At 62.2% G+C, this 22,168-nt stretch carries 16 protein-coding genes and 1 pseudogene; 8 read left to right on the top strand and 9 right to left on the bottom strand.

The window, feature by feature from the left end; genetic code table 11:
- Window positions 1–24: 24 nt before the first annotated feature.
- The gene (locus tag KF941_RS15665) at window positions 25–762 is read right to left on the bottom strand and encodes a hypothetical protein (protein WP_214273884.1); all 738 of its coding nucleotides are present in this window, start codon (window positions 760–762) and stop codon (window positions 25–27) included.
- A 356-nt stretch (window positions 763–1,118) separates the two neighbouring features.
- Between KF941_RS15665 and KF941_RS15660 the strand changes: the two genes are divergently transcribed.
- From KF941_RS15660 to qatD, 6 genes and pseudogenes are all read left to right on the top strand, one after another.
- Entirely contained in the window at window positions 1,119–2,990 is a 1,872-nt protein-coding gene (locus KF941_RS15660; protein ID WP_214273883.1) for a TniQ family protein, read from the top strand.
- 15 nt (window positions 2,991–3,005) lie between these two features.
- Window positions 3,006–3,818, top strand: a pseudogene (locus tag KF941_RS15655) (IS3 family transposase); the annotation flags it as partial.
- A gap of 342 nt (window positions 3,819–4,160) precedes the next feature.
- A complete protein-coding gene (locus KF941_RS15650; protein WP_214273882.1) occupies window positions 4,161–5,918 on the top strand; it encodes a P-loop NTPase fold protein in 1,758 nt (585 codons plus the stop codon).
- Between the two features lies 1 nt (window position 5,919).
- Window positions 5,920–6,675 (top strand): hypothetical protein, encoded by a 756-nt coding sequence (locus KF941_RS15645; RefSeq protein ID WP_214273881.1) that lies wholly within the window; start codon window positions 5,920–5,922, stop codon window positions 6,673–6,675.
- Window positions 6,668–7,984, top strand: a complete 1,317-nt coding sequence (gene qatC, locus KF941_RS15640; RefSeq protein WP_214273880.1) for a Qat anti-phage system QueC-like protein QatC — start codon at window positions 6,668–6,670, stop codon at window positions 7,982–7,984. The genes KF941_RS15645 and qatC overlap by 8 nt, the downstream gene beginning before the upstream one ends.
- Window positions 7,981–8,772, top strand: coding sequence for a Qat anti-phage system TatD family nuclease QatD (gene qatD, locus KF941_RS15635; RefSeq protein ID WP_214273879.1), 792 nt, complete (start codon window positions 7,981–7,983; stop codon window positions 8,770–8,772). Before qatC ends, qatD begins: the two co-directional genes overlap by 4 nt.
- Before the next feature lie 78 nt (window positions 8,773–8,850).
- Here qatD and KF941_RS15630 read toward each other — a convergent pair whose 3' ends face one another.
- On the bottom strand, window positions 8,851–10,674 hold the full coding sequence (locus tag KF941_RS15630; protein WP_214273878.1) for a DUF262 domain-containing protein: 1,824 nt from the start codon (window positions 10,672–10,674) through the stop codon (window positions 8,851–8,853).
- 345 nt (window positions 10,675–11,019) lie between these two features.
- On the opposite strand from KF941_RS15630, the gene KF941_RS15625 reads away from it, so the two are divergent.
- Window positions 11,020–12,726, top strand: a complete 1,707-nt coding sequence (locus KF941_RS15625) for a TniQ family protein (protein ID WP_214273877.1) — start codon at window positions 11,020–11,022, stop codon at window positions 12,724–12,726.
- A 93-nt stretch (window positions 12,727–12,819) separates the two neighbouring features.
- On the opposite strand, the gene guaD is transcribed toward KF941_RS15625, so the two are convergent.
- From guaD to xdhA, 4 genes are read right to left on the bottom strand one after another with little or no spacing between them, the layout of a single operon-like run.
- Window positions 12,820–14,097 (bottom strand): guanine deaminase, encoded by a 1,278-nt coding sequence (gene guaD / locus KF941_RS15620; RefSeq protein WP_214273876.1) that lies wholly within the window; start codon window positions 14,095–14,097, stop codon window positions 12,820–12,822.
- Window positions 14,085–14,828: a xanthine dehydrogenase accessory protein XdhC gene (gene xdhC / locus KF941_RS15615; protein ID WP_214273875.1), complete on the bottom strand. Its 744-nt coding sequence runs from the start codon at window positions 14,826–14,828 to the stop codon at window positions 14,085–14,087. Before xdhC ends, guaD begins: the two co-directional genes overlap by 13 nt.
- Window positions 14,825–17,137, bottom strand: coding sequence for a xanthine dehydrogenase molybdopterin binding subunit (gene xdhB, locus KF941_RS15610; RefSeq protein WP_036753880.1), 2,313 nt, complete (start codon window positions 17,135–17,137; stop codon window positions 14,825–14,827). The genes xdhC and xdhB overlap by 4 nt, the downstream gene beginning before the upstream one ends.
- A complete protein-coding gene (gene xdhA / locus KF941_RS15605) occupies window positions 17,134–18,579 on the bottom strand; it encodes a xanthine dehydrogenase small subunit (RefSeq protein ID WP_214273874.1) in 1,446 nt (481 codons plus the stop codon). Before xdhA ends, xdhB begins: the two co-directional genes overlap by 4 nt.
- 117 nt (window positions 18,580–18,696) lie before the next feature.
- Here xdhA and KF941_RS15600 point away from each other — a divergent pair, with 117 nt between their 5' ends.
- Complete coding sequence (locus KF941_RS15600) at window positions 18,697–19,593, top strand: LysR family transcriptional regulator (protein ID WP_214273873.1); 897 nt, start codon at window positions 18,697–18,699, stop codon at window positions 19,591–19,593.
- A 3-nt stretch (window positions 19,594–19,596) separates the two neighbouring features.
- Here the strand turns inward: KF941_RS15600 and KF941_RS15595 are convergent, their stop codons facing one another.
- From KF941_RS15595 to uraH, 3 genes are all read right to left on the bottom strand, one after another.
- The gene (locus KF941_RS15595) at window positions 19,597–20,295 is read right to left on the bottom strand and encodes a class I SAM-dependent methyltransferase (protein ID WP_214273872.1); all 699 of its coding nucleotides are present in this window, start codon (window positions 20,293–20,295) and stop codon (window positions 19,597–19,599) included.
- A gap of 64 nt (window positions 20,296–20,359) precedes the next feature.
- Window positions 20,360–21,607 carry a urate hydroxylase PuuD gene (locus KF941_RS15590; protein ID WP_036753889.1) on the bottom strand — a complete coding sequence of 416 codons (1,248 nt, stop codon included), beginning with the start codon at window positions 21,605–21,607 and terminating at the stop codon, window positions 20,360–20,362.
- A 204-nt stretch (window positions 21,608–21,811) separates the two neighbouring features.
- Window positions 21,812–22,162, bottom strand: coding sequence for a hydroxyisourate hydrolase (gene uraH, locus KF941_RS15585; RefSeq protein WP_036753894.1), 351 nt, complete (start codon window positions 22,160–22,162; stop codon window positions 21,812–21,814).
- Window positions 22,163–22,168 lie beyond the last annotated feature (6 nt).

Below are 22,168 nucleotides of genomic sequence, written 5' to 3'. Positions count from 1 at the left end.
GAATGTTATAGACAGGCCGGGCAGTCATTTTGTTGGCCAGACCCGCGAGTATTTATTGATCGTTGCATCCCAGTTGGCAGTCAGAAGATTCTGACCAATCAGGCGATAGATGGAGTGCATCGCGACGGATCTGGGAAGGTCATGGCATGCGCTCACCAGCTCCTTTGCCAAGCTGTAGGGGCGGGTTCTCGCCGCCTCGAGCACATACAGATCCGCATCGGGGTCGATATCCTGGCTTAAATCCCAGATCTTGCGGAGGTTATCTCGACGGGCGCGACTGTAATGCTCACCGCTGGCGACCACGAAGCTGTCCCCGAGGTGAGCCGGAATCGCGGCATAGATGGCGGCGATTTCGTCCGTGGTGTTCTGGTGCCGCAAGCTCTCGGCATTGCGGACGAAAAACAGACGCCGATGGCCGTCCCGGAAGGTCACCCGAAGGTCGAAGTGATGCCGGGGAGGCTTTTCCAGATGCGTGTTGTAAAAGATCGGAGGAAGCTGAACCTCAAGGTGATAAAAGTCAGGCGACAGCATCACCTCGAGCGCGACGGCGCTCTCGAGCTCGCTTTCGAACAGGAAGACCTGCTGCGCCCCATTCAGATGCGGCGTGGAAAACGTCATCGAGACACGGCGGGCGGTGTTGCTGCGGGTCAAAGGGTTGCGGCTGCCCGCAAAGGGCAGCACCCCATGGATCGGGTGGATTTCCAGCGGTGGCTGCTTCTCCAGCCTGGGGGGCGTCGGATCCCAGTGTTCGCGATTAAACATGACTTCTCCTGTCCCGGACAGACAGATGCTGACCGGGTGTAATTTCGATTTCAGGACCGAAAGCCGTTCTTGCCAGAGCCATTCTTGGCTTCTACGGTGGCAATACACATCGGGCGGCTTTCGCCCCAACTCTGGGCGCACCTTCGGGTGCGCTTTCTCTTTTCGGGCGTGGATCCTCTGCTGGTTCTCTTCTGAGGAGGAGACTCCGCTGAACCCGTGAAAATCCAAAGCAGAAAATGATCCCTCATCTTTGATGCAGTGGTCGATTCGAGTCAACCACCTGACAACAAACATGAATTTGCGAAAAATGAAGTTGCAGATGCAGGTCGAAAACCTGTTTGAGCCGGCGGTTTCTTATGGTTATCGAAGGACAGCAGCAGAATTTATGGACCGGGATGACCGCCTTATCCTTAACCGTTGAGCATCGCACAGGTGAGCCCGCCTTCAGTCTTCTGTCGAGGCTGGCCGCGCGCAACTTTTGCGCGACCGACGATTTCTGCAACGATATGGGCATCGACTGGGCCGCGGTCCTTGCAGGCGATCCGGAGAGCGTCGCACAGGTTGCCGATCTATCCGGAGCGTCTATAAAGATCCTGATGGCGACGACGCCATGCCATCTCGACGCGCGAAGAACGATGCTGCACAGGATGGTCATCAACCGTGCGCGCCTGTCCGGGCATGACATGCGTTGCTGCCTCTCCTGCCTCGCTGAAGATGCCGCAGAACAGGGCAACCATGCGACGAACCTTCCATCAATCCGTGTGGAGTGGTTGCACGACCTGGTCTTTGTCTGCCCGCGGCATGGAAAATGGCTGACAACCTTATGGACGGAGGGTGACCAGCGCCGCCGATTGGATACCGCCTCCCGGTTTGCTGAAGCTGATTGGCGTCATGTGACCGGGGTGGAGTATCGGGTTGCGCCCTATGATCTGTGGCTAGCGGCCCGATTGCGGGGACAGCTGGGGTCGACCTGGCTGGATCAGTTCGACTTCCAGGCCGCGACCGATGTCTGTGATCTGCTGGGCCGCAGCCTTATGCGAGATACCTTCCCGCAACTACGCGATATGAAGGGCGGCGAACGGCACGCCGCCATCAGCACCGCCTTCGACATATTGTCCAATGGGGAGGAGGCTTTCCGCGCGGTTCTATCTGAGATGCAGCACGGCGGTGGTTCGCCAAACGACGGTCCGGCGCGTCGGTTCGGCGTCCTCTACGGGAATCTGGACCGTTATCTGACAAGTCCGGCCTACGAGCCGTTTCGCGCCATCCTGCGCGACCATATCTTCCAGACCTGGCCGATCGCGTCGGGGCAAGCCGTCCTTGGGGAAATCCTTCCGGCGCGGCGTCTCCATTCGGTGGTGACCGCATCCAAGGAGACGGGAGTGCCGCGTGACAGGTTGCGCGCGATGCTGGCAGCGAATGGTTACGTGACGCCGCGTGGTCAGGGCACCTTTGCGGCTTGGGAGCTGTTCGACGCGAACGAGGCCAAGGACTTCTTGGCACGCGCCGCAAAGGCGGTCACGCTGAAGGATATTCTGACGCTCTTGAACATGTCCAAATCCCAGGTCGACACCTTGCGCGCCGCGAGATTCCTGAAACCGAGTTTCGAGGGAGAGGGCTTGGCACCGCTCTGGGATCCCGACGAGGCTCAAGCGTTCTTATCCGGCTTTCTGAATGATGCGGTTCAGGTATCGGAGGGCGACGCGGAATGGGAGCAGGTGAGCGCCGCGGGATTGCGGCTTCGTGTGCCTCCTGGCGAAATCCTTCAGATGCGCCTTGATGGGCGCCTTTCGCGTTTTAGCAGGCTACAGGGCGCATACGGGTATCGAAGCCTTATGGTGAATACCAACGAACTGATTGCCGCGCGCAGCAGCACCGATGATCTTCTGAATATGGAAACGTTCGCGAAAGCCATCGGACTGCGCTGGCCAGCAGCCCGTCGGCTGGTCATGTCGGGGTTGACCCCGTCTACGGAGACGCGTAACCCAGCCTCAGGGGCAATGCAAAGATACATCACACCTGCGGACCTTCGTGGTTTCCACCAGCGATACGCGACGTTGCTCACCCTCTCCGACGAACTTGGCCGAGCTTGGCAGGGCGTTAGCCATTTGTTGAAGGTCAGGCGGGTGCCCCGGGTTCAGGTTGATGGGATGGATTTCGGCCAGCTGTATGCCCGCGAGGACTTGAGGGATGTGTTGCAAGCGATAACGTTGTCTTCACCGCCGTAGACGCGAAAGCCCCATCTGGCCAAGAGATCCGATCCTGCACGGTTGTCAGATCGGGCACGCCGGGACGCGGCATTGCAGCCAGAGATCCGGCGTGTGTTCGAGGCCAACTATCAGGTCTATGGTGTGCGCAAGGTTTGGCGGCAACTGTGCCGTGAGGGGGTCGACGTCGCCCGCTGCACCGTTGGCCGGTTGATGAAGATCATGGGCATTCAGGGCGTTATCAGGGGCAAGCCGCATCGGACGACGATCCAAGACAAGAAGCAGCCTTGCCCACTGGATAAGGTGAACCGCCAGTTCCGGGTGCCCGCCCCGAGTATGTTGTGGGTCAGCGACTTCACTTATGTCGCGACCTGGAGGGGCTTTGCCTACGTTGCCTTCGTCATCGATGCCTATGCTCGCAAGATCGTCGGCTGGCGCGTCAGCACCACGGCTCATGCCGGCTTCGTTCTCGACGCCTTGGAACAGGCTGTCCATGACAGACGTCCGGCAAAAGGGATGGGGCTGGTTCATCACAGCGACAGGGGATCGCAATACCTGTCCATTCGCTACAGTGAACGGCTGGCAGAGGCCGGGATAGAGCCCTCGGTCGGCAGTGTCGGTGACAGCTACGACAACGCCTTGGCCGAGACGATCAACGGTCTGTTCAAGGCCGAGGTCATTCACAGGCGCGGGCCATGGCGCAGCTTCGAAGCGGTGGAATATGCCACACTCGAATGGGTGGACTGGTTCAATAACCGCCGCCTGCTGGAGCCGATCGGGAACATCCCGCCCGCCGAAGCAGAGGCCAACTTCCATGTGGCTATGGAAACTGAAGTTATGGCCGCGTAACTAAACGAAATCAGCCTCCGGCAAACCCGGTGCGGTTCACCTCGACATGCTGGCGGATCCCGATGATCCGCGGGATCTTTTCGGCATGGTGGAGAGAGCGCGGGCCTAACAAGCGGCTTCGCACCTCCAGTAAGTCGGGACCACGGTCGGAGTTTCCGTGCTACTGTGTTCATTGCGTTGCCGCAGCGCCAGCACGAAAAATCTCACCTACCCTCTGCATGAGGGGTTTACAGATTGACCTTACAACGTCCATCATTGTGCTGCTCATGCCATGATTTCCTGAAATATTTCCGCGTCAGGTAGTCATTGATGTGAGTATCCATTTTTTACTGCGAATGATAAATGTGGTCTGATACCGAGAGCAATACTGACTACCTGAATTACTCCGAAGTCTCCGAAATGTTGGTAGACATCATTTCGGACGATGACATGCTTCCTACCTCAATTGGGGTATACGGGTCATGGGGCGTCGGAAAATCCAGCCTCCTGAAACTCACCGGAGCAGGACTTCAAGACGAGAGATATCTAGTCGTCGAGTTTGACGCCTGGCTCTATCAGGATTTCGACGAGGCAAAATCTGCCTTGATGACCGTCATTGCCAAGCATCTTTACGACGCGACGCCAGACGGCATGAAAGAACAGGCGGCCAGTTTCGTCCGGCGGGTGAACAAGGTGAAAGCGCTCGGCGTCGCGCTTGATCTCGGTGCATTGGCAATGGGAATTCCGACTTTCGGAGCTTTGGCAAAAGGCGCCGGAGCTCTGCAGAACCTTGTCCAGGGTGAAGGTGACGCGGAGGATATAGCGGATGTTCGCGAAGGAGCCGAAGACGGCAAGAAGCGATTCGGTGGTTTGCTATCCGAGAAGGAAAAACGCAGCCCGCCGGCTGAAATTGCGGCCTTCCGCCTCGAGTTCGCGGCCCTTCTGGAGGCTTTGGACCGGCGACTCATCGTCTTCGTCGACAACTTGGACCGTTGCCTGCCCGCCAACACCATCGCCACGATGGAGGCTATGCGCCTCTTCCTGTTCTTGCCAAAGACGGCCTTTGTCGTAGCTGCCGACGAGGATATGATCCGTCATGCGGTATCTAAGCATTTCGATGAGCCTGGGAGCCGACACGTCACCGACTACCTCGACAAGCTCATTAACATACCTGTGCGGGTGCCGAAGTTGGGCCTGCAGGAGGTCCGAGCTTATCTATTCATGCTGGCGGCCGTGAGGGAAAAAATCGATGCTGACAAGGTGGAGGCCCTTCGTCTTCATCTGATCGAGAAGCTTCGCCGAAGCTGGTCTAATGAACCTGCGGTAAAGGTCGAAGACATCAGCCGGATTTTGGGCCTCGGTGCCGCGCATCCGCTCAGAAGCACGCTAGACACCATGGACACCATCGCGCGTCAGCTCGCGTATGCTGAGCGTGTTCAAGGAAACCCGCGGATCATCAAGCGGTTGCTGAACGTCATTCGGATGCGTTCGACCGTTGCCAGACGCCGGGGAATGCCATTCGACGATTCCCTCATCGCGAAACTCGCGCTCTTTGAAAGATGCACCGACGGCGAAGCCATCAAGGCCTTCAGCCAGCTCGTCAATTCTTCGCCCGATGGGGCAGTCGCGAAGTTCGCGGAACTGGAGGCCGTTGCCGAAGAAGACGCGCTCGAAACCCTCCTCCCTAAGGAGTGGGCAAAGCACCGGACTTTCCTTTCCGACTGGCTGAAGCTCGAACCTGCGCTCGCAGGCGTCGACTTGCGCGCTGCCGTCTACCTATCCCGTGAGACCCTCCCTGTAAAAGCCACGATGCGCGGGCTCAGTGCCGACACGCTCGAGGCGATCGACATTCTGCGAAAGACGGTGTCGGTGCGGTCGAAGGCGTCGCAGGCAGCTTTGGAGAAAATCGATTTCCGCGAAGCCGACGAAGCAATGGAGGAGATGTGCGCGTCCATGTCCCGCAATGCGGACTGGACAACGATCCGACCGGATTTCCGCGGGGCGGGCCTGCTCGCGAAATTATCTCCGGACGCTCATCTTCGGCTCGTTCGGTTCGTAGAGGGCCTGCCGGAACGACCACCATGGATGGTGGCTATGATGAAGGGTCTCGAGGAGAGCTAACATGGGAACCTCCGCATCTTCCAAGGGATCCGGAACCGATCAGTCGCTGGTGCCACCATGGGCAGACGACAGTCCGGGAGAACCGCTGCCCGATCTCGAACCTAAGAGGTTCCGGGCCTTCCGGAGAGCCTTCGGGACTTACCTCAAGTCTGGGAAGCAGGCCGATCTCGACAAGGCCCTCGGTCACTATGCCCGAAGTGCGACGGGCGGACGTGGTGTCGGCCCCCGCAGGTTCGGCGCTGTCTACACGTCGGGCAGCGATCTCTACTCTGTGCTTTCTTCGATCGCCGGAGACGGGGGGCTCGCTGACACGCGCGGCATTACGAAGGATCAACTCGCAGGGCAACCCATCGATGTCGTGTGCCAACGCCTGACAGATGCCCTGGTGCCGCCGAATGGCGATGCCGACAAGATCCGCGGGGCGATGAACGAGGCGATGATCGAGGTTCTTGGCACCGCAGACTTCGATCCCGATCGCCTCGACGAAGACGCCGTCCAGAGGATCCTAGGAGAGTATCTGAGCCAAGCCGTCTTTCAGGAGATCGTCGAAGAAGTAGGTGGGACATGGTCACAGGCCGCGGCGAACGCCACTCCGGGTGCTGAAAGCCGTTTGCTCGAAACGATCCGCGCGATCATCGAGGTAACCCTTGGCCCCCAGCTCGACGGTCGGACGAACGTCCCGCGCGCGGAAATACACAGCTTCATGCGAAAAACGCTCGACGATGTCTGGGCCATCTGGGAGGCACACGGTGATTAGGCTCGTATTCCACGTCGATGAAGCCAGCCTGCCCAATGCTCAGCAGGATGGCCGGCTCGACATCATCCTATACGGTGCAAAACCCGGTCGCCCTTTCACCGGCTCCGTGGGAAACCGATTGCCTGCCGCGGTGGCTGCGCTTGGAGTTCAGGTTGACGTCAAAGCCTTCGACTTCCTGACGATTGCTCTGGCGGTGATCGCAGCGGATACATTCATTGACCGGCGGTCGAAATGGGCGAGCAGCGGATGGACGAGGAGCTTCCAGCTCGAGATCCCCTTGGCTCAGCCTACGACCTGGACCCCTGTCGTCGAGAAACTTGAACGCGCACTGAGCTTCCTGAGCGGGGACCAGTGGAAGCTCTCGCTGAGAGCGGACGGAGCCGGGCCCCCGTCGAGGGCCGTGATCGCCCGTCGTCGATCCTATACTGACATCGGCGCAGCCGACTGCGTCTCGCTCTTCTCCGGCGGATTGGACAGCTTCATCGGGGTCGGAAAACTCGTGGCTGAGGGTCGAACGCCACTGCTGGTCAGCCATGCCTATCGCGGCGACAAGAGATACCAGGAACTTTCGGCACCGCATCTCGGCAAGATGCTTCCTCGATTTGCGGCGAACGCTCATCCTGCGAAAACCGATGGCACGCCGAACGACACGACGATGAGGACACGCAGCCTCGGCTTTCTGGCCTATGCCGCCGTGGCTGCCTCGGCACTGCACGTAAGAGGCGGCGGCCATGGTAGGGTCGAGGCTTTCGTCCCCGAAAACGGGTTCATCGCGCTGAACGCGCCCTTGACGCGCAGGCGGATAGGATCGCACAGCACCCGCACGACACACCCGCACTTCCTTGCCCTCATCCAGGAGATTCTCGATCAGATCGGACTGCGCGTCGACCTGAAGAACGAATTTCGTCACAAGACCAAAGGCGAAATGGTGGCGGAGGCAGTTGCGGCGGGCCGGCAAAGAGGGCTCACCGGAACGATGTCGTGCGGCAAGTGGAAGCGAAAGAACATGCATTGCGGATATTGCGTGCCGTGCCTGATCCGGCGCGCATCCTTCGCTTCGGCGGGTGTCGACGATGATACGCCATATCGCTATGATCTGCAGGAAGCCTGGTCCGAGACTGACCTTCGGGACGATCTCCTCGCCATGGTGCTCGCGTCGTCCTACGGGGTCGGGGATGTCAGGATGCGCGCCGCCGCCAGCGGCCCATTGCCTCTGGTCCGGAGAGAGCGGGATGGCTGGTTCGGTGTTTACAGCCGCGGATTGCAGGAGGTGGGCGACTATCTCCGACGGGAAGGGATAAGAGCTTGATAGATTTCCACTGCCATCTGGATCTTTTTGCGAAGCCTACGGCGGCGGTGAAGGAGGTCGAGGCAGCAGGGATCTACACGCTTTCTGTGACGACAACACCCAAGGCATATGCGGGGACAAAAGCGCTCTCCGCATCATCGAAAAGGATCAGGACTGCCTTGGGTCTGCACCCTCAGCTTGTTCGGGATCGCCATGGCGAGACCGATCTTTTCTGCAAGCTGGTGCCGACCACCTCCTACGTCGGCGAGATCGGACTGGATGGCGGCTCCGACCATGCTGGCAGCCTGCCTCTCCAGCGCGAGGTTCTGGCGCGCATCCTGCGGTCCTGTGCGGCGACAGGCGGGAAGATCCTGTCGCTCCACAGCCGGCACGCCAGTGGTGAGGTGCTCGAACTTCTTGCCCGTGAGCCCGGCTGCGGCATTCCGATCTTCCATTGGTTCAGCGGGTCTATCCGGGATCTCGATCGCGCAGTGGAGATGGGGGCCTGGTTTTCGGTTGGCCTTCCCATGATGCGGAGCAAAAGGGCCGCAGCAATGATCGACCGGATTCCTAGAAACCGGGTTCTCACTGAGACGGACGCCCCCTTCGCATCCACGCCAGACGGGATCTATCCGAAGAAGGCACTTCTATCGACGATGGATGAGATCGCCAAACACTGGAAATGCGATGTGCATGAGGTGCGCCGCACATTGCTTGGAAATCTTACTCGGCTTGCAGAGGAAAAGCGTAAGGGGGCCGCGCTCGGCCGATCAATCAGCTTGCGCCATAAGGCTGCGGCCATATCTTGAGAGGCTAGCGGCATGGGCTGTGAAACGACGTGCAGAGCCCAAAGCAAACTTCAGAACAAACTGCAGCGGACGGCTGCTTCACATTGTTTTCCCTATCAACCGCTCCGGTGACCAGATCAGGGAAGCGAGAGAGCAGTAGACATCGGAGCGTTGTTCGATGTCGTCCCCGTCGAATTTATCATGGGCTTCAAATGCCAGGTCGTGTGTTTTGATCGCTTTCAGCACACCGGGATTGTTCTTGTAGAAATCCGGATGCAGCGATTGGCTGAGCGCATTTGCCTTCAGGTAATGCGGCAGCTTTTTCTTGTAAGTGGCACTTCCCAAGCTGGCATTCACCTTTTTGGGCAACAAGAGCAGCCCGCCGATATAGTTGCGCCATTCCTCAAAGGCGGCAGCGTCCTCGAATTCTTCGGCAAACATGTCGAATTTGTCGGCAAGGATGTGCTCGACCTCATAGGCGTTCTTGCCCGAGCGCACGATGTAATGCTCATATCGTCCCGGCTCTCCGGCTTGTTGTTCCAGCCAATCGGTGAAGCGAGCCAATTGCCGATGGATCGCCTTAGAAGTGAACTGATTGAGTCGCACGGGGTTCTCGAAGTCGTTTTCGTCGAACTCTTCTTTCAGCCGTTTTTGCAGTATCTTCCGCACCTCAGCTAATGTCTTGCCTCTGATGCTACGGATTACGGTAAAGGCCGCGTATTGCATCTGAGAATAGCTATTGGATTTGTAGTTCCAGAATCGGACATTCAGCCAACTATCGATAAAGTCGGCAACAACGCCCATCTTGGCCTTGGCGGTGTCTTTGTCATCATCCGCATTTACGGCCGAGAGGATGATATGGTGCTGGAGCGTGAAGCCCGCATCGGCGTTGTATTTGACACTCTCCAGCCCCTTTTGGCGAGTGGCGGACGCCTTGAGGAGCCGCAGGTATAGGTCCGCGAAGATGCGCATGTTCTTGACGATGAACTCGTAAAAATCATTGCTGGCTTTCAGCCCCACCTCTTTGGCGTTGTTGCGCACCCACCGGTGATACTCCGTGCCGATCAGTTCGAAGTCTTCGTTCTTGGCCTCCTTCTTCCGCTCCCTTATTCGCTTGGCATATTGCGACCGCAGCCAGGCTTTGAAGAAATCTGCCTCGGTGTTGTCTCCAAACTCGGCTAACTTGGTCAGGTAGGATTTGATCAGTTTGTCCGCTTCAAGCCGTTTGTCTGAATCCTCGATATTGGCTAGCAGATAGCCCTTGAGCATGTCTGTAGGAGTGAGGGAGAGGCCCCTGTCGTTCATAGTCTCGAAGATCGTGTAAGCGTCGCCATCATCGTTCGCTGTGATCTCGATAAGTTTCACGTTTCGAATGATCCACCATATGAACATGTTGAGTTCGTCAGGCGACATGGATTTTGGGAAGATGTCATCCAAGTCGTCGTAACGATCTACCAGATTACGAACAGAGTCGGATTTACCCTCAGGGTTGTAGTCTTCGCCATTAAGTAAGGCTGACATGCAGTCGTTGCGTTCTGGGATGTCGAGCTTGAACTTGGGGCCGCCTGGGTCCTCGTCAAAAACCAACTGCTCGACCTTGTTGACCTTCTTCGCGTGGCCTTGTTGCAGATGGTTCAAATAGATCAGAAGCAGCGTCAATGTCGTTATGCGTTGTTGGCCGTCAACGATGTTGCGCACATCGCCGGCCTTACTGATGACGATGGAGCCGAGGAAGTATTTCGACTGCTTTTCTAGTGGTGTGCCGGGGTTCCACGTCTGCGAAAACTGCCCGTAGAGATCATCCACAAGTTCCTGAAGCTGCTTTCTCTTCCACCGGTATTCACGCTGGTAGTAATCGATCCCGAATGCTGACCCGGAAAGCAACACTTCGAGTGTCTTGTCGTCACCTTGGATATCCTGCAACTCACCGCCTCATCTGCTGAACTGACTGACCGCCCTGCTGCTCCGTCGGCTCCATGCTCGACAGCAGACAGATGAGGCAAGAGGTTAACCATTACTGCGGTGCAAGACCATAGCTTCAGTTACAGAAGACTTGTGAGTTTAGATATCTCCAGGGCGCTTCGTCCCAGAAGTGTGACGGGCGGCTACTGCGGCGGCTTCCCCCAGGAGCGGCAGCTTCGTCCCCAAAGCCCCCGCCACGGCACGCTCTCGGCACCGACTGGTGGCCAAAGTGTGGTGCCGCGCCTACCGACTGCAAATACCATCTGAGAGGTGGCGGGAGCCAGGAGGAATGGTTATCCGGGCTGCATGTCGAAGCTTCCTCTTTCCGTTTTTCCCATCCCTGGTGAGACCGCGATGTCCTTGGCGTCGCGTCTGGCGCGGGCAAACCTTGTGTCCTTGCGCGAATTCCTTCGTGACATGGGCATCAATCCGCACGATCTGATCGCGGGACAACCGCACATCCTTGAGAGGCTGGCCGAGCTTTCCGGTGTTTCGATAGCTGAGCTACAACGAGGAACGCTGAAGATCCGCGACGGCGAGGCTTGGTTCGCTGGCATTCGCTTTCCGGCCGCCAGCGTCGGAGGCAAGGAGGTGCGCGGCTGCCTTGACTGCGTCACAACCCGACCGGGACTGCGTGGTATCTGGTCCTTGCCTTTCGTCACAATCTGCCCCGACCATAGGCGACCACTGGTTGCGTTGTGGACTGTTCAGGACAAGCTTGAGCGATACGATGTCGCCAAACGATTGCCGGAACTTGAACTGTCTGCTCAGTTGCGTCCTGAGACGCGGGATCCTTCTCAGTTCGAGCTATGGTTCTTGGGTAGGATCGAGGGGGACGCTGCTTGCGACCATTGGCTTGACCGGTTCGATCTCCATGCTTCGGCGCAATTCTGCTTCGAGTTGGGCCGGGCGTTGATCGCGACGAAGCTGCGGAAATGGCGTTCCCTTCCAGAGGATCAGCAATGGTGGCCCGCCGATGTCGGATTTCGGCTTTGCGTGGGCGGCGAGGAAGGCCTGCGCGCTGCGTTGAGCGAATTGCAGCATCTGATGGGCCAGCCCGAGCAAGGACCGCGCAAGATCTTCGGTGGTCTTCATGATCTTCTTGCCGTGGATCCATGCCCGGAGGAATTGCGGCCATTTCGTGAAATCCTCCGGCGACACATGCTGGAGACTTGGCCGCTCGCACCGGGCGACGAGGTGTTGGCCGAACCAGTTTTGCAACGCGGGCGCATGTCGCAACAAGCCGTGGTGCGGCTGATGCAGGTGTCCGATTCCGACGTTCTGGCCGCTGCTGCGGGCGATGGGCGCTGCCCGCCGGAATGGAGGCTGATCGACACTGCCGAAGCGAGAACGGTGTTCCCGCACGGTCTGGCCGAACCTCAATTCCGAAAGGCCCTGTCGCTTCCGCCGCACCAATTTGCACAGGCGCGGGATGCGGGGCTGTTTCAGACCACCGCAGGTGGGTTTTGGAACGCATGGGCTGCGCAGGATCTGATCGACGAATTGCTGCTTGGCGCCGAGCCGATCTACGTCGCGATGCATGATTGGTGCAGTCTGGACGAAGCGTCCGACAGATTGCAGAGAACTTTTCCCGAAATCATCGAAGACATCCGTTCGGGGCGCTTGGCGCGGGTCGGGAAGTATCTGCAGCGGTCGGGCTTTGCCTCTGTTCTGGTGAATCTCGGGCATGTCGGCCAGGAGGGCGAGGCGATTTCGATGGACGCCTTTGCCTATTCGCAAGGGCTGCGGCCCAGCGACCTAATGACATTCGCTCGCCGAAACGGACTGTCATATCAGCAGGTGCGCGGACCTCGGGGCGGAGCGCAACTGCGGATGAGCGCGGCCGACCGTGAGGCATTCCACGATCAGTTCATCAGTTTTCGCACTCTAGGCGTTACAGCACGCCTAGCATGGAGCGAGCTTCAGGCGCGGCTTGATACCAACAGGATACGGCCGGCAGGAGGCAGCGCGAGGATCTATTCCCGCGCTGAGGTCAGCCATCTGCTGCCCTGAATCCACGATCCGCGCAGATTTCGCTTGACGCCCTTGCGCATGCTATTGCTTTCGTTTGCGCAGACTTCCCCTTTTTTTGGCAGTTGCGCCGGGTCAGCCGAGCATGGGTTTTCCCGCGACATAGGTCTGGGCGATGGCGCGGTCGTCGCCGAGGATCTGCAGGATGAACAGCTCTTCGGCCAGGGTCTCGGCCCGTTCCATGCGCAGCGCCATCGCCGGCGTCGCGCGGCTGTCCAGCACCACCAGGTCGGCGTCAGAGCCGGGCTCCAGCGTGCCGATGCGGTCGGCCATGCCGAGCGCCAGCGCATTGCCGCGGGTAATCCAGTGGAAGGCGGCGAGGGGATGCAGCTTCTGGCCGCGCAGTTGGAGGATCTTGTAGCCCTCGGCCAGGGTTTGCAGCATGGAATAGCTGGTGCCGCCGCCGACATCGGTGGCGATGCCGCTGGTCACGCCGGCCTTGCGCAGGCCCGCCTCGTCGAAAAGCCCCGAGCCGAGGAACAGGTTCGAGGTCGGGCAGAACACCGCCCGGCTGCCGGTCTCGGCCATGCGGGCGATCTCGCGCGGCTCGAGATGGATGGAATGGCCGAGCAGCAGCTTGTCCGAGAGCAGCCCGTAGCTTTCGTAGATGTCGAGATAGTCGCGCGCCTGGGGATAGAGCTGCAGGGTGAAGGCGATCTCGTCGCGGTTTTCCGACAGATGCGTCTGGATGTGGCAGTCGGGATGTTCGCGCACCAATTGCCCGGCCATCGCCATCTGCTCGGGCGTCGAGGTGATGGCGAAGCGCGGGGTGATGGCATAGCGCTGGCGGCCGCGGCCGTGCCATTTTTCGATCAGCCGCTTGCTGTCGTCATAGCCCTGCTGCGGCGTATCGAGCACCGCCTCGGGGGCGTTGCGGTCCATCATCACCTTGCCGGCGATCATCGCCATCTCGCGCGCCTCGGCGGCCGCGAACAGCGCCTCGGCCGATTGCGGATGCACCGAGCAGAAGGCGACGGCGGTGGTGGTGCCGTGCGAAAGCAGCAGGTCCAGGAACTTCCCGGCCATGAGCGGGGCATGGCCTTGCTGGGCAAAGCGCGATTCCTCGGGGAAGGTATAGGTGTTGAGCCAGTCGAGCAGTTGCGCCCCCCAGCTGGCGATCACCTGCACCTGCGGGAAATGGATATGCGGGTCGATGAAGCCCGGCAGGATCAGGTTCGGGCGGTGGTCGATTTCCGGCAGGCCGGGTTCGCGCAGGGCGGCGTAATCGCCCATGGCGACGATCTTGCCGGCTTCGGTGACGATGGCGCCGTCCTCGTGATAGGCGAAGGCGTCCTCGGTTTCGGCGGGGTCGGCGTGGAAGGAGAGCGTGCGCCCCCGGATCAGCTGTCGCATGGGTATTTTTTCAACGAAGAAGCGGTTTCGGTGAGGCGGCCGATGATCTCGGCGGCGGTGAAGGCGGCGATGATCTCGGGGCGCTTGTCGCGCGAATATCCCGCGCCGATGGGGCAGGTCAGCCGGTCGGTGTCCAGCCCCTGGGCACGGGCGAAGCGGCGGAACTGCGCCAGTTTCGTCCGGCTGCCGATCATGCCGATATAGGGCGCGTCCATGCGGCGCAGCGCCTCGGCCGCGAGCAGGAAGTCCAGCGCGTGGTCATGGGTGACGATGACATGGCTGGTGCCGAAGGGGGCGTTGCGGATCTCGGCCTCGGGCAGGGGGGTCAGGCGGGTTTCGCCCGTGGCCTGCCCGAGTTCGCCCATGCGCTGGTCGATCAGGATCGGGCGCAGCGGCAGCAGCGCCAGGGCCTTGGCGAGCGCGCGGCCGACATGGCCGGCGCCGAAGATCAGCACCTGCGGATGTTCGGGCCCGGCCGGGGCCTCGGTCACGCGGGTCAGCGAGATTTCGACCCGGCCGCCACAGCATTGGCCGATCTCGGGGCCCAGCGGCACGTCCATCACGGCCTGCGCCTCGTCGCGCGCCAGCATTTGCCGGGCGCGGTCGATGGCCATGTATTCCAGCTGGCCGCCGCCGATGGTGCCGCTGAGGTCCTGGGGGGTGACGAACATCGCCGCCCCCTTCTCGCGCGGGGACGAGCCGCGGGTGCGGGTGATCTCGACCCGGATCATGGCCGCAGCCGCTCGATGGCCATCAGCACGCGCTCGGGCGTGGCGGGCGCGTCGATGCGCGGGTTCTCGGCATAGCCGTTGAACGAGGCCACCGCCATGTTCAGCGCCTGAAAGACCGAGATGCCCAGCATGAAGGGCGGCTCGCCCACCGCCTTCGAGCGCTTGATCGTCGCCTCGCGGTTCACCGACCAGTCGGCCAGCTGCACGTTGAAGACCTTGGGCCGGTCCGAGGCCAGCGGGATCTTGTAGGTCGAGGGCGCATGGGTGCGCAGCCGGCCCTTCTGGTCCCACCACAGTTCCTCGCTGGTCAGCCAGCCGGTGCCCTGCACGAAGGCGCCCTCGACCTGGCCCTTGTCGAGCGCCGGGTTCAGGCTGCGGCCCACGTCATGGAGCACATCGGCGCGCTCGATCACGTATTCGCCGGTCAGCGTGTCGACCGAGACCTCGGAGCAGGCGGCGCCATAGGCGAAGTAGTAGAACGGGCGGCCCTGCCCGGTGTCGCGGTTCCAGTGGATCTTGGGCGTCTTGTAGAAGCCCGCGGCCGACAGCTGGACCCGCGCCAGATAGGCGGTGTTGACGAAATCCTGGAAGGGCATTTCCTCGGTGCCGATCTGCACCGTCTCGCCAATGCTGACCAGTTCCGGCGGCACGCCCTTGGCCTCGGCGGCGAAGGCGGTCAGCCGCTCGATCAGCTGGCGGCAGGCGTCCAGCGCCGCCATGCCGTTCAGGTCCGAGCCCGAGGACGCCGCGGTGGCCGAGGTGTTCGGCACCTTCTCGGTCGTGGTCTTGGTGATGCGGATGCGGTCGATGCTGACCCCCAGCGCCTCGGCCACCACCTGCGCGACCTTGGTGTTCAGGCCCTGGCCCATCTCGGTGCCGCCGTGGTTCAGGTGGATCGAGCCGTCCGAGTAGATGTGGATCAGCGCGCCGGCCTGGTTGTACCAGGTCGCGGTGAAGCTGATGCCGAACTTGACCGGGGTCAGGGCGATGCCCTTGCGGATCGCGCCGCCCTGTTCCTGGGCGCGGGCGTTCCAGTCCAGCACCGCCTGGCGGCGGGCGTGGTAGTCGCTGCTGGCCTCGAGTTCCTCGAAGATGCGCGGCAGGATCTGGTCCTCGACCTCCTGGTGATAGGGGGTGAGCTGGCCGTTTTCGTAGAGGTTCAGCTTGCGGATCTCCAGGGGGTCGCGGCCGAGGGCATAGGCGATGTCCTCGACGATGCGCTCGGCCATGACCACGCCCTGCGGGCCGCCGAAGCCGCGAAAGGCGGTGTTCGAGCAGGTGTTGGTCTTCATCGGATGGCTGCGCAGTTCCACCGCCGGGTAGTAATAGGCGTTGTCGGCGTGGAACAGCGCCCGGTCCGTCACCGGGCCCGACAGGTCCGAGGACCAGCCGCAGCGGGCGTAGAAATCGGCGTCCACCGCGTGGATCCTGCCGGTCTCGTCATAGCCCACCTGATAGTCGATGACGAAATCGTGCCGCTTGCCGGTGATCGAGAAATCGTCGTCGCGGTCGGGGCGCAGCTTGACCGCGCGCCCGAGCTTCTTGGCCGCCAGCGCCGAGATGCAGGCAAAGGGGTTCATCTGCGATTCCTTACCGCCGAAGCCGCCGCCCATGCGGCGCACGTTCACCACCACGGCGTTCGAGGGCACGCCCAGCACATGGGCGACCATGTGCTGCACCTCGCTGGGATGCTGGGTCGAGACGTTGACCACGACCTCGTCGTCCTCGCCGGGGATCGAGAAGGCGATCTGGCTTTCCAGGTAGAAATGCTCCTGCCCGCCGACGGTCAGCCGGCCTTCGATGCGCCGGGGCGCGCGGTCCATTTCGGCCATGTCGCCGCGCTTGAGCTTCAGGGGCTTGGTCACATAGCCCAGCCCGGCGTCGCGGGCGCTGATCGCGTCGATGGCAAAGGGCAGTTCCTCGTATTCCACGCGGGCCAGCTGGCAGGCGCGGCGGGCCTGGTCGCGGGTCTCGGCCACCACGGCGAAGATCGGCTGGCCGTGGAACTGCACCTCGTCCCCGGCCAGCAGCGGCTCGTCGTGCAGGCCGGTGGGCGAGATGTCGTTATGGCCGGGAATGTCCGCGGCGGTCAGCACCAGATGCACGCCGGGGGCCTTGCGCACCGCATCGAGGTCCATCGAGACGATGCGGCCATGCGCCACGGTCGAAAGCCCCAGATAGGCGTGCAGCGTGCCCACCGGCTCCATCAGGTCGTCGGTATAGTCGGCCCGGCCGGTGACGTGCTTTTCGGCGGAATCGTGGATGATGGGCGTATGGGCGGCGCCCTTGACGAAGACGTCCTGTTTCATTCGACCCTCCTCAGGCGGTGGTCTGCGCCCTGCTGTTCAAGCCAGAAGCGGCGGAAGAAGTTGGCGGCGAGTTGCTGGCGATATTCCTTGCTGGCCCGCCAGTCGCTGAGCGGCTGGAAGTCATTGGCGACCGCGCGCGCCGCGGCCTCGAAGGTCTCGGCGGTGAAGGGCTGGCCCTTCAGCGCCGCCTCGGCCTGGGTGGCGCGCTTGGGCGTGCCGGCCATGCCGCCGAAGGCCACGCGCGCATCGATGATCGTCGCCCCGTCGGTTTCCACCCGGAAGGCGGCGGCCGAGGCGGTGATGTCGGCGTGGTGGCGCTTGGAGACCTTGTAGGCGGCGATCCTGGCCTCGCCCTTCAGGGGCACGGTGATCGCCTCGACGAATTCGCCGGGGCGGCGGTCCTGCTTGCCGTATTCGATGAAGTAATCCTCGACGGGCAATTCGCGGGTGCCCTCGGCGCTGCGCAGCCGCAGGGTCGCGCCAAGCGCGATCAGCAGGGGCGGCGTCTCGCCGATGGGCGAGCCGTTGGCGACATTGCCGCCGATGGTGCCGGCATTGCGGACCTGCCAGCCGCCGATGCGCAGCCAGTAATCCACCGCCTCGGGGAAATGCTGGCGCAGGAAGGGCTCGAACTCGGAATAGGTCACACCGGCGCCGATGGTGACATGGCCGGGGGCGATCTCGATCCGCTTGAGATCCTGAAGATGGCCGATGAACACCGCCGGAGAGATGTCGCGCAGGAATTTCGTCACCCACAGGCCGACGTCGGTGGCGCCGGCGACGATGGTGGCCTTGGGGTTCTGGGCCAGCACCTGCGCCAGGTCGGCGGCGTCGGCCGGCAGGATGGCGCGATCCTCGCCGCGCGCCACCTCGACGCGGTCGCGCGGGATCGCGGCCAGCGCGGCGGTGATGCGGTCGCGCTCGACATTCAGCGCGTCCATGTGCTGCCCGCCGGCCTCGGAAGCCGCGAAGGCCGCCTTCACGATCGGCTCGTAGCCGGTGCAGCGGCACAGGTTGCCTTGCAGCGCGGTCTCGATCGCCAGCATGTCGGGGCGCGGCTTGGACATCCACAGCCCGTAAAGCGCCATGACGAAGCCCGGCGTGCAAAAGCCGCATTGGCTGCCGTGATGCTCGACCATGGCGGCCTGGACCGGGTGCAAGCCCCCGTCCGCGCCGCGCAGATGCTCGACGGTGACGACATGGCAGCCGTGGCACGAGGCAAGGAAGCGGATGCAGGCATTGATCGGTTCGTAATGCAGCCGGCCCTCATGCAGCCGGCCGATCAGGACGGTGCAGGCGCCGCAATCGCCTTCGGCGCAGCCCTCCTTGGTGCCGGTCAGGCGGCGGTTGAGCCGCAGGAAGTCCAGAAGTGTGTCGCGCGATCCGGCCTCGGTCAGGCGGATCTCGGCGTCGTTCAGAAAAAAGCGCAATTCGTGGCCCATTCGGTCCTCGCTCGCATGGCTGGGTATGGGAAAAGCCTAGATGCGAATTGCTCTTTGCGAAATCTCGGATTGAGCATAAGACTTTCAGCGATTCCTTGAAAGAGGCGGGTTGAGACCATGCCATATCTTGAAAGTCTGCGGGTCTTCGTCCGCGTGGTCGAACTGGGCTCGATCACCGCGGGCGGGCGCGACCTGCGCATGTCGCCGGCCGTCGCCTCGAACCGGATCAAGGATCTGGAAACGCGCTACGGGGTGCGGCTTCTGAACCGCACAACCCGCAAGCTGGTGCCGACCGAGGTGGGGCGGGCCTTCTACGACAATGCCCGCCGGGTGATCGAGACGCTGGACGAGGCCGAGGCGGTGGTCTCGGGCTTTTCCGGCATGCCGCATGGCGCCTTGCGGGTGACGGCGCCGCTGGGCCTGGGGCGGCGGCTGATCGCGCCGCTGGTGCCGAAATTCTGCGACGAGTATCCCGGCGTCGAGGTGCGGTTGCGGCTGTCGGACCGCAACGTCGACATCATCGCCGACGGGATCGACCTGGCCTTCTTCCTGGGCGAGCCGCAGGATTCGGCGCTGAAATGGCGGCGGATCGCGGAATGCCGGCGCGCGCTGGTGGCGACCCCCGACTATCTGGAGCAGCATGGCCATCCCCAGCGCCCCGAGGATCTGGCCGCGCATAATTGCCTGCTGCTGCGCTATCCGAGGAGCCCGGAATACTACTGGGTGCTGGAAAGCCCCGAGGGGCCGCAGAAGCTGCTGGTGAACGGCAAGTTCGACGCCGACGACGGCGACGTGCTGAGCGGCTGGGCGCTGGCGGGCAGGGGCATCGTCAACCGTCCCCGCTACGAGGTGGCCGAGCATCTGACCGCCGGGCGGCTGGTCGAGGTGCTGCCGGACCATCCGCCGACCCCCTCGCAATTCGGCGTGCTGACGCCGCATCGCCGCCTGCAGGATCCCAAGGTGCGGCTGTTCGCCGATTTCATCGCGCGCGAGGTGCGGGGGGTGTTTGCCTGAGCCCTAGTCCCGCACCCATTCCATGAGGTGCAGATAGGGCGCGCGGCGATAGCGCGCGACGCGCTCGGGATCGCCGCCCTGCGGGGCGGGCTCGTCGAAATGCACCAGCCGCAGCCCCTGCGCCAGCAGCGCCTGCATGTAGGCATGGAAGGGGCGATGCCAGTTGCGGATCAGGATGCCGCGCCAGCTGACCCATTCCGCGCGCTCGTCCAGGTAGTTGTCGATCAGGTAGCCCGTGCCGGGATCGCCGTTCCAGCCGCCCGCCGTGCTGAATGAGTTCAGGTTGGCGACAAGCAGGCTGCCGCCGGGACGCAGGACGCGCCCCATCTCGGCGATGGCGGCGCGGATGTCGTCGATGTCGATGAGCGTCAGGTAGCTGACCACCAGGTCGAAGCCGGAATCGGGCAAGGGCAGGGCCTCGGCGCGGGCCTGCACGTAGCGGCCCTTGTCGTCGCGGCTGCGCGCGGCCTCGATCAGCTTCGGCGTGGGATCGATGCCGGTCGCGGCGATGCCTTCGGCGGCAAGCATCCGGCAGAAACGCCCCTCGCCGCAGCCGACATCCAGGGCGTTGCGAAAGCCGCGGCCGCGGATGCGGGCCAGCATCGGGGCGTCGAGCACGTGGCGGCGCGAGAAATCGCCTTCCTCGCCCATGTCGGCGATCCAGGCCTCGGCGGAATCGTCCCAGCCATTCCCGCGGTCCATGCCTGCCTCCCTCGATGCTGCCGAACGGTGCAGCTAGCCGATCCGGCGGGCAGAGGCAAACAGGTCAGTTCCAGGCGAAGGTCTTGGGCAGGCCGCGATACCAGTCGATGATCGCCTGGCGTTCCTGCGGCTCCATGAAGCTGACATTGGCGGGCGGCATGGCATCGGTCACGCCGGCCTGGATGAAGATCTCGCGCGCGGCGCGGGTGATGTCGTCGGGGGTTTCCAGCAGCACGCCCTTGGGCGCGGTGTGGATGCCCTCGTACGAGGGCTCCCTGGCATGGCACATCGAGCAGCGGCCCATGACCGCGTTATAGGCGTCGTCCCAACCCGGCGCGTCGAGCATCGCCTGTTGCGAGGGGGTCAGGACGCGGGCCTCGGCCTCCTCGAGCGTCTGGCGGAACATGGGCGCGGTCGAGAGCCACATGACGATGATGAACAGGATCGTGGTCGCGGCCCAGGTCCACCACTTCATGCCGCCGCCGGCGTGCATGGTGTTGAAGAAATGCCGGATGGTCACGCCCATCAGGAAGATCAGCCCGGCGATCACCCAGTTGTATTCGGTGGCGAAGGCCAGCGGATAGTGGTTCGACAGCATCAGGAAGACGACCGGCAGCGTCAGGTAGTTGTTATGCGTCGAGCGCAGCTTGGCGATCTTGCCGTATTTCGGATCGGCGGGACGCCCGGCCTTGAGGTCGGCGACGACGATGCGCTGGTTCGGCATGATGATGAAGAACACGTTCGCCGTCATGATCGTGGCGGTGAAGGCGCCCAGGTGCAGCATGACCGCGCGGCCGGTGAAGACCTGGTTGTAGGCCCAGCCCATGACCATCAGCAGCGCGAAGAGGATCAGCATCAGCAGGGTCGGGGTCTCGCCCAGCCTGGACTTGCACAGGTTGGTATAGATCAGCCAGCCGATCGAGAGCGAGCCGGCCGAGATCAGGATCGCCTGCCAGGGCGCCAGTTCCATCTTGGCGGGGTCGATCAGGAACAGCTCGGAGCCGACCCAATAGGTGACCATCAGGAGCGCCGCCCCCGAGATCCAGGTCATGTAGCTTTCCCATTTGAACCAGATCAGATGCTCGGGCATGCGCTCGGGCGCGACCAGGTATTTCTGGATGTGGTAGAAGCCGCCGCCATGGACCTGCCATTCCTCGCCATGCGCGCCGGGGGGCAGGCCCGGCACCTTGCGCAGCCCGAGGTCGAGGGCGACGAAATAGAAGGACGAGCCGATCCAGCAGATGGCGGTGACGACATGCGTCCAGCGGATGGCAAAGGCGAGCCAATCCCAGATGACGGCGAAATCGGACATACTTTGTCTCCTGTCTAGCTGGGGAAAGACTAGCCGCTTCGCGGGGTTGCGAGTATTCACGCATTTCCCCTTGCTGTCTTAACGATGCGTTGAAAATCTTTCGCGGGGTGCTGCGGAAATGAAAAAGAGGGGGCTTTGCCCCCTCAGGCCCGTGCCGGGCCTTTCACCCCCAGGGTATTTGGAAAACGGAGAAAGCCTGGGGGCTCAGCTGCCGCGATAGGTCGAAAAGCCGTAGGGCGAGATCAGCAGCGGCACGTGGTAATGGTCCTGTTCGGACATGCCGAAGCGCAGGGGCACCTGGTCGAGGAAGCGGGGCTTGGCCGCCTGGTGTCCCTGGGCGTCGAGCCAGGCGCCGACATGGAAGACCAGTTCGTATTCGCCGGTCTGGAACTCCGCCTCGGGCAGGATGTGCTTGTCGGTGCGGCCGTCGTGGTTGGTGACGGTCTGGGCGATCAGCCGGCGCTCGGGGTCGAGGCGGTAAAGCTCGATCCGCATGCCTTGCGCGGGCGTGCCGTTGGCGGTGTCGAGCACATGGGTGGTCAGATAGCCGGGCATTGTGGT

Source organism: Paracoccus sp. pheM1, assembly GCF_018499825.1.
In the GTDB taxonomy this organism is placed as follows: domain Bacteria; phylum Pseudomonadota; class Alphaproteobacteria; order Rhodobacterales; family Rhodobacteraceae; genus Paracoccus; species Paracoccus versutus.
This window is presented reverse-complemented; position numbering and strand designations above follow the sequence as displayed.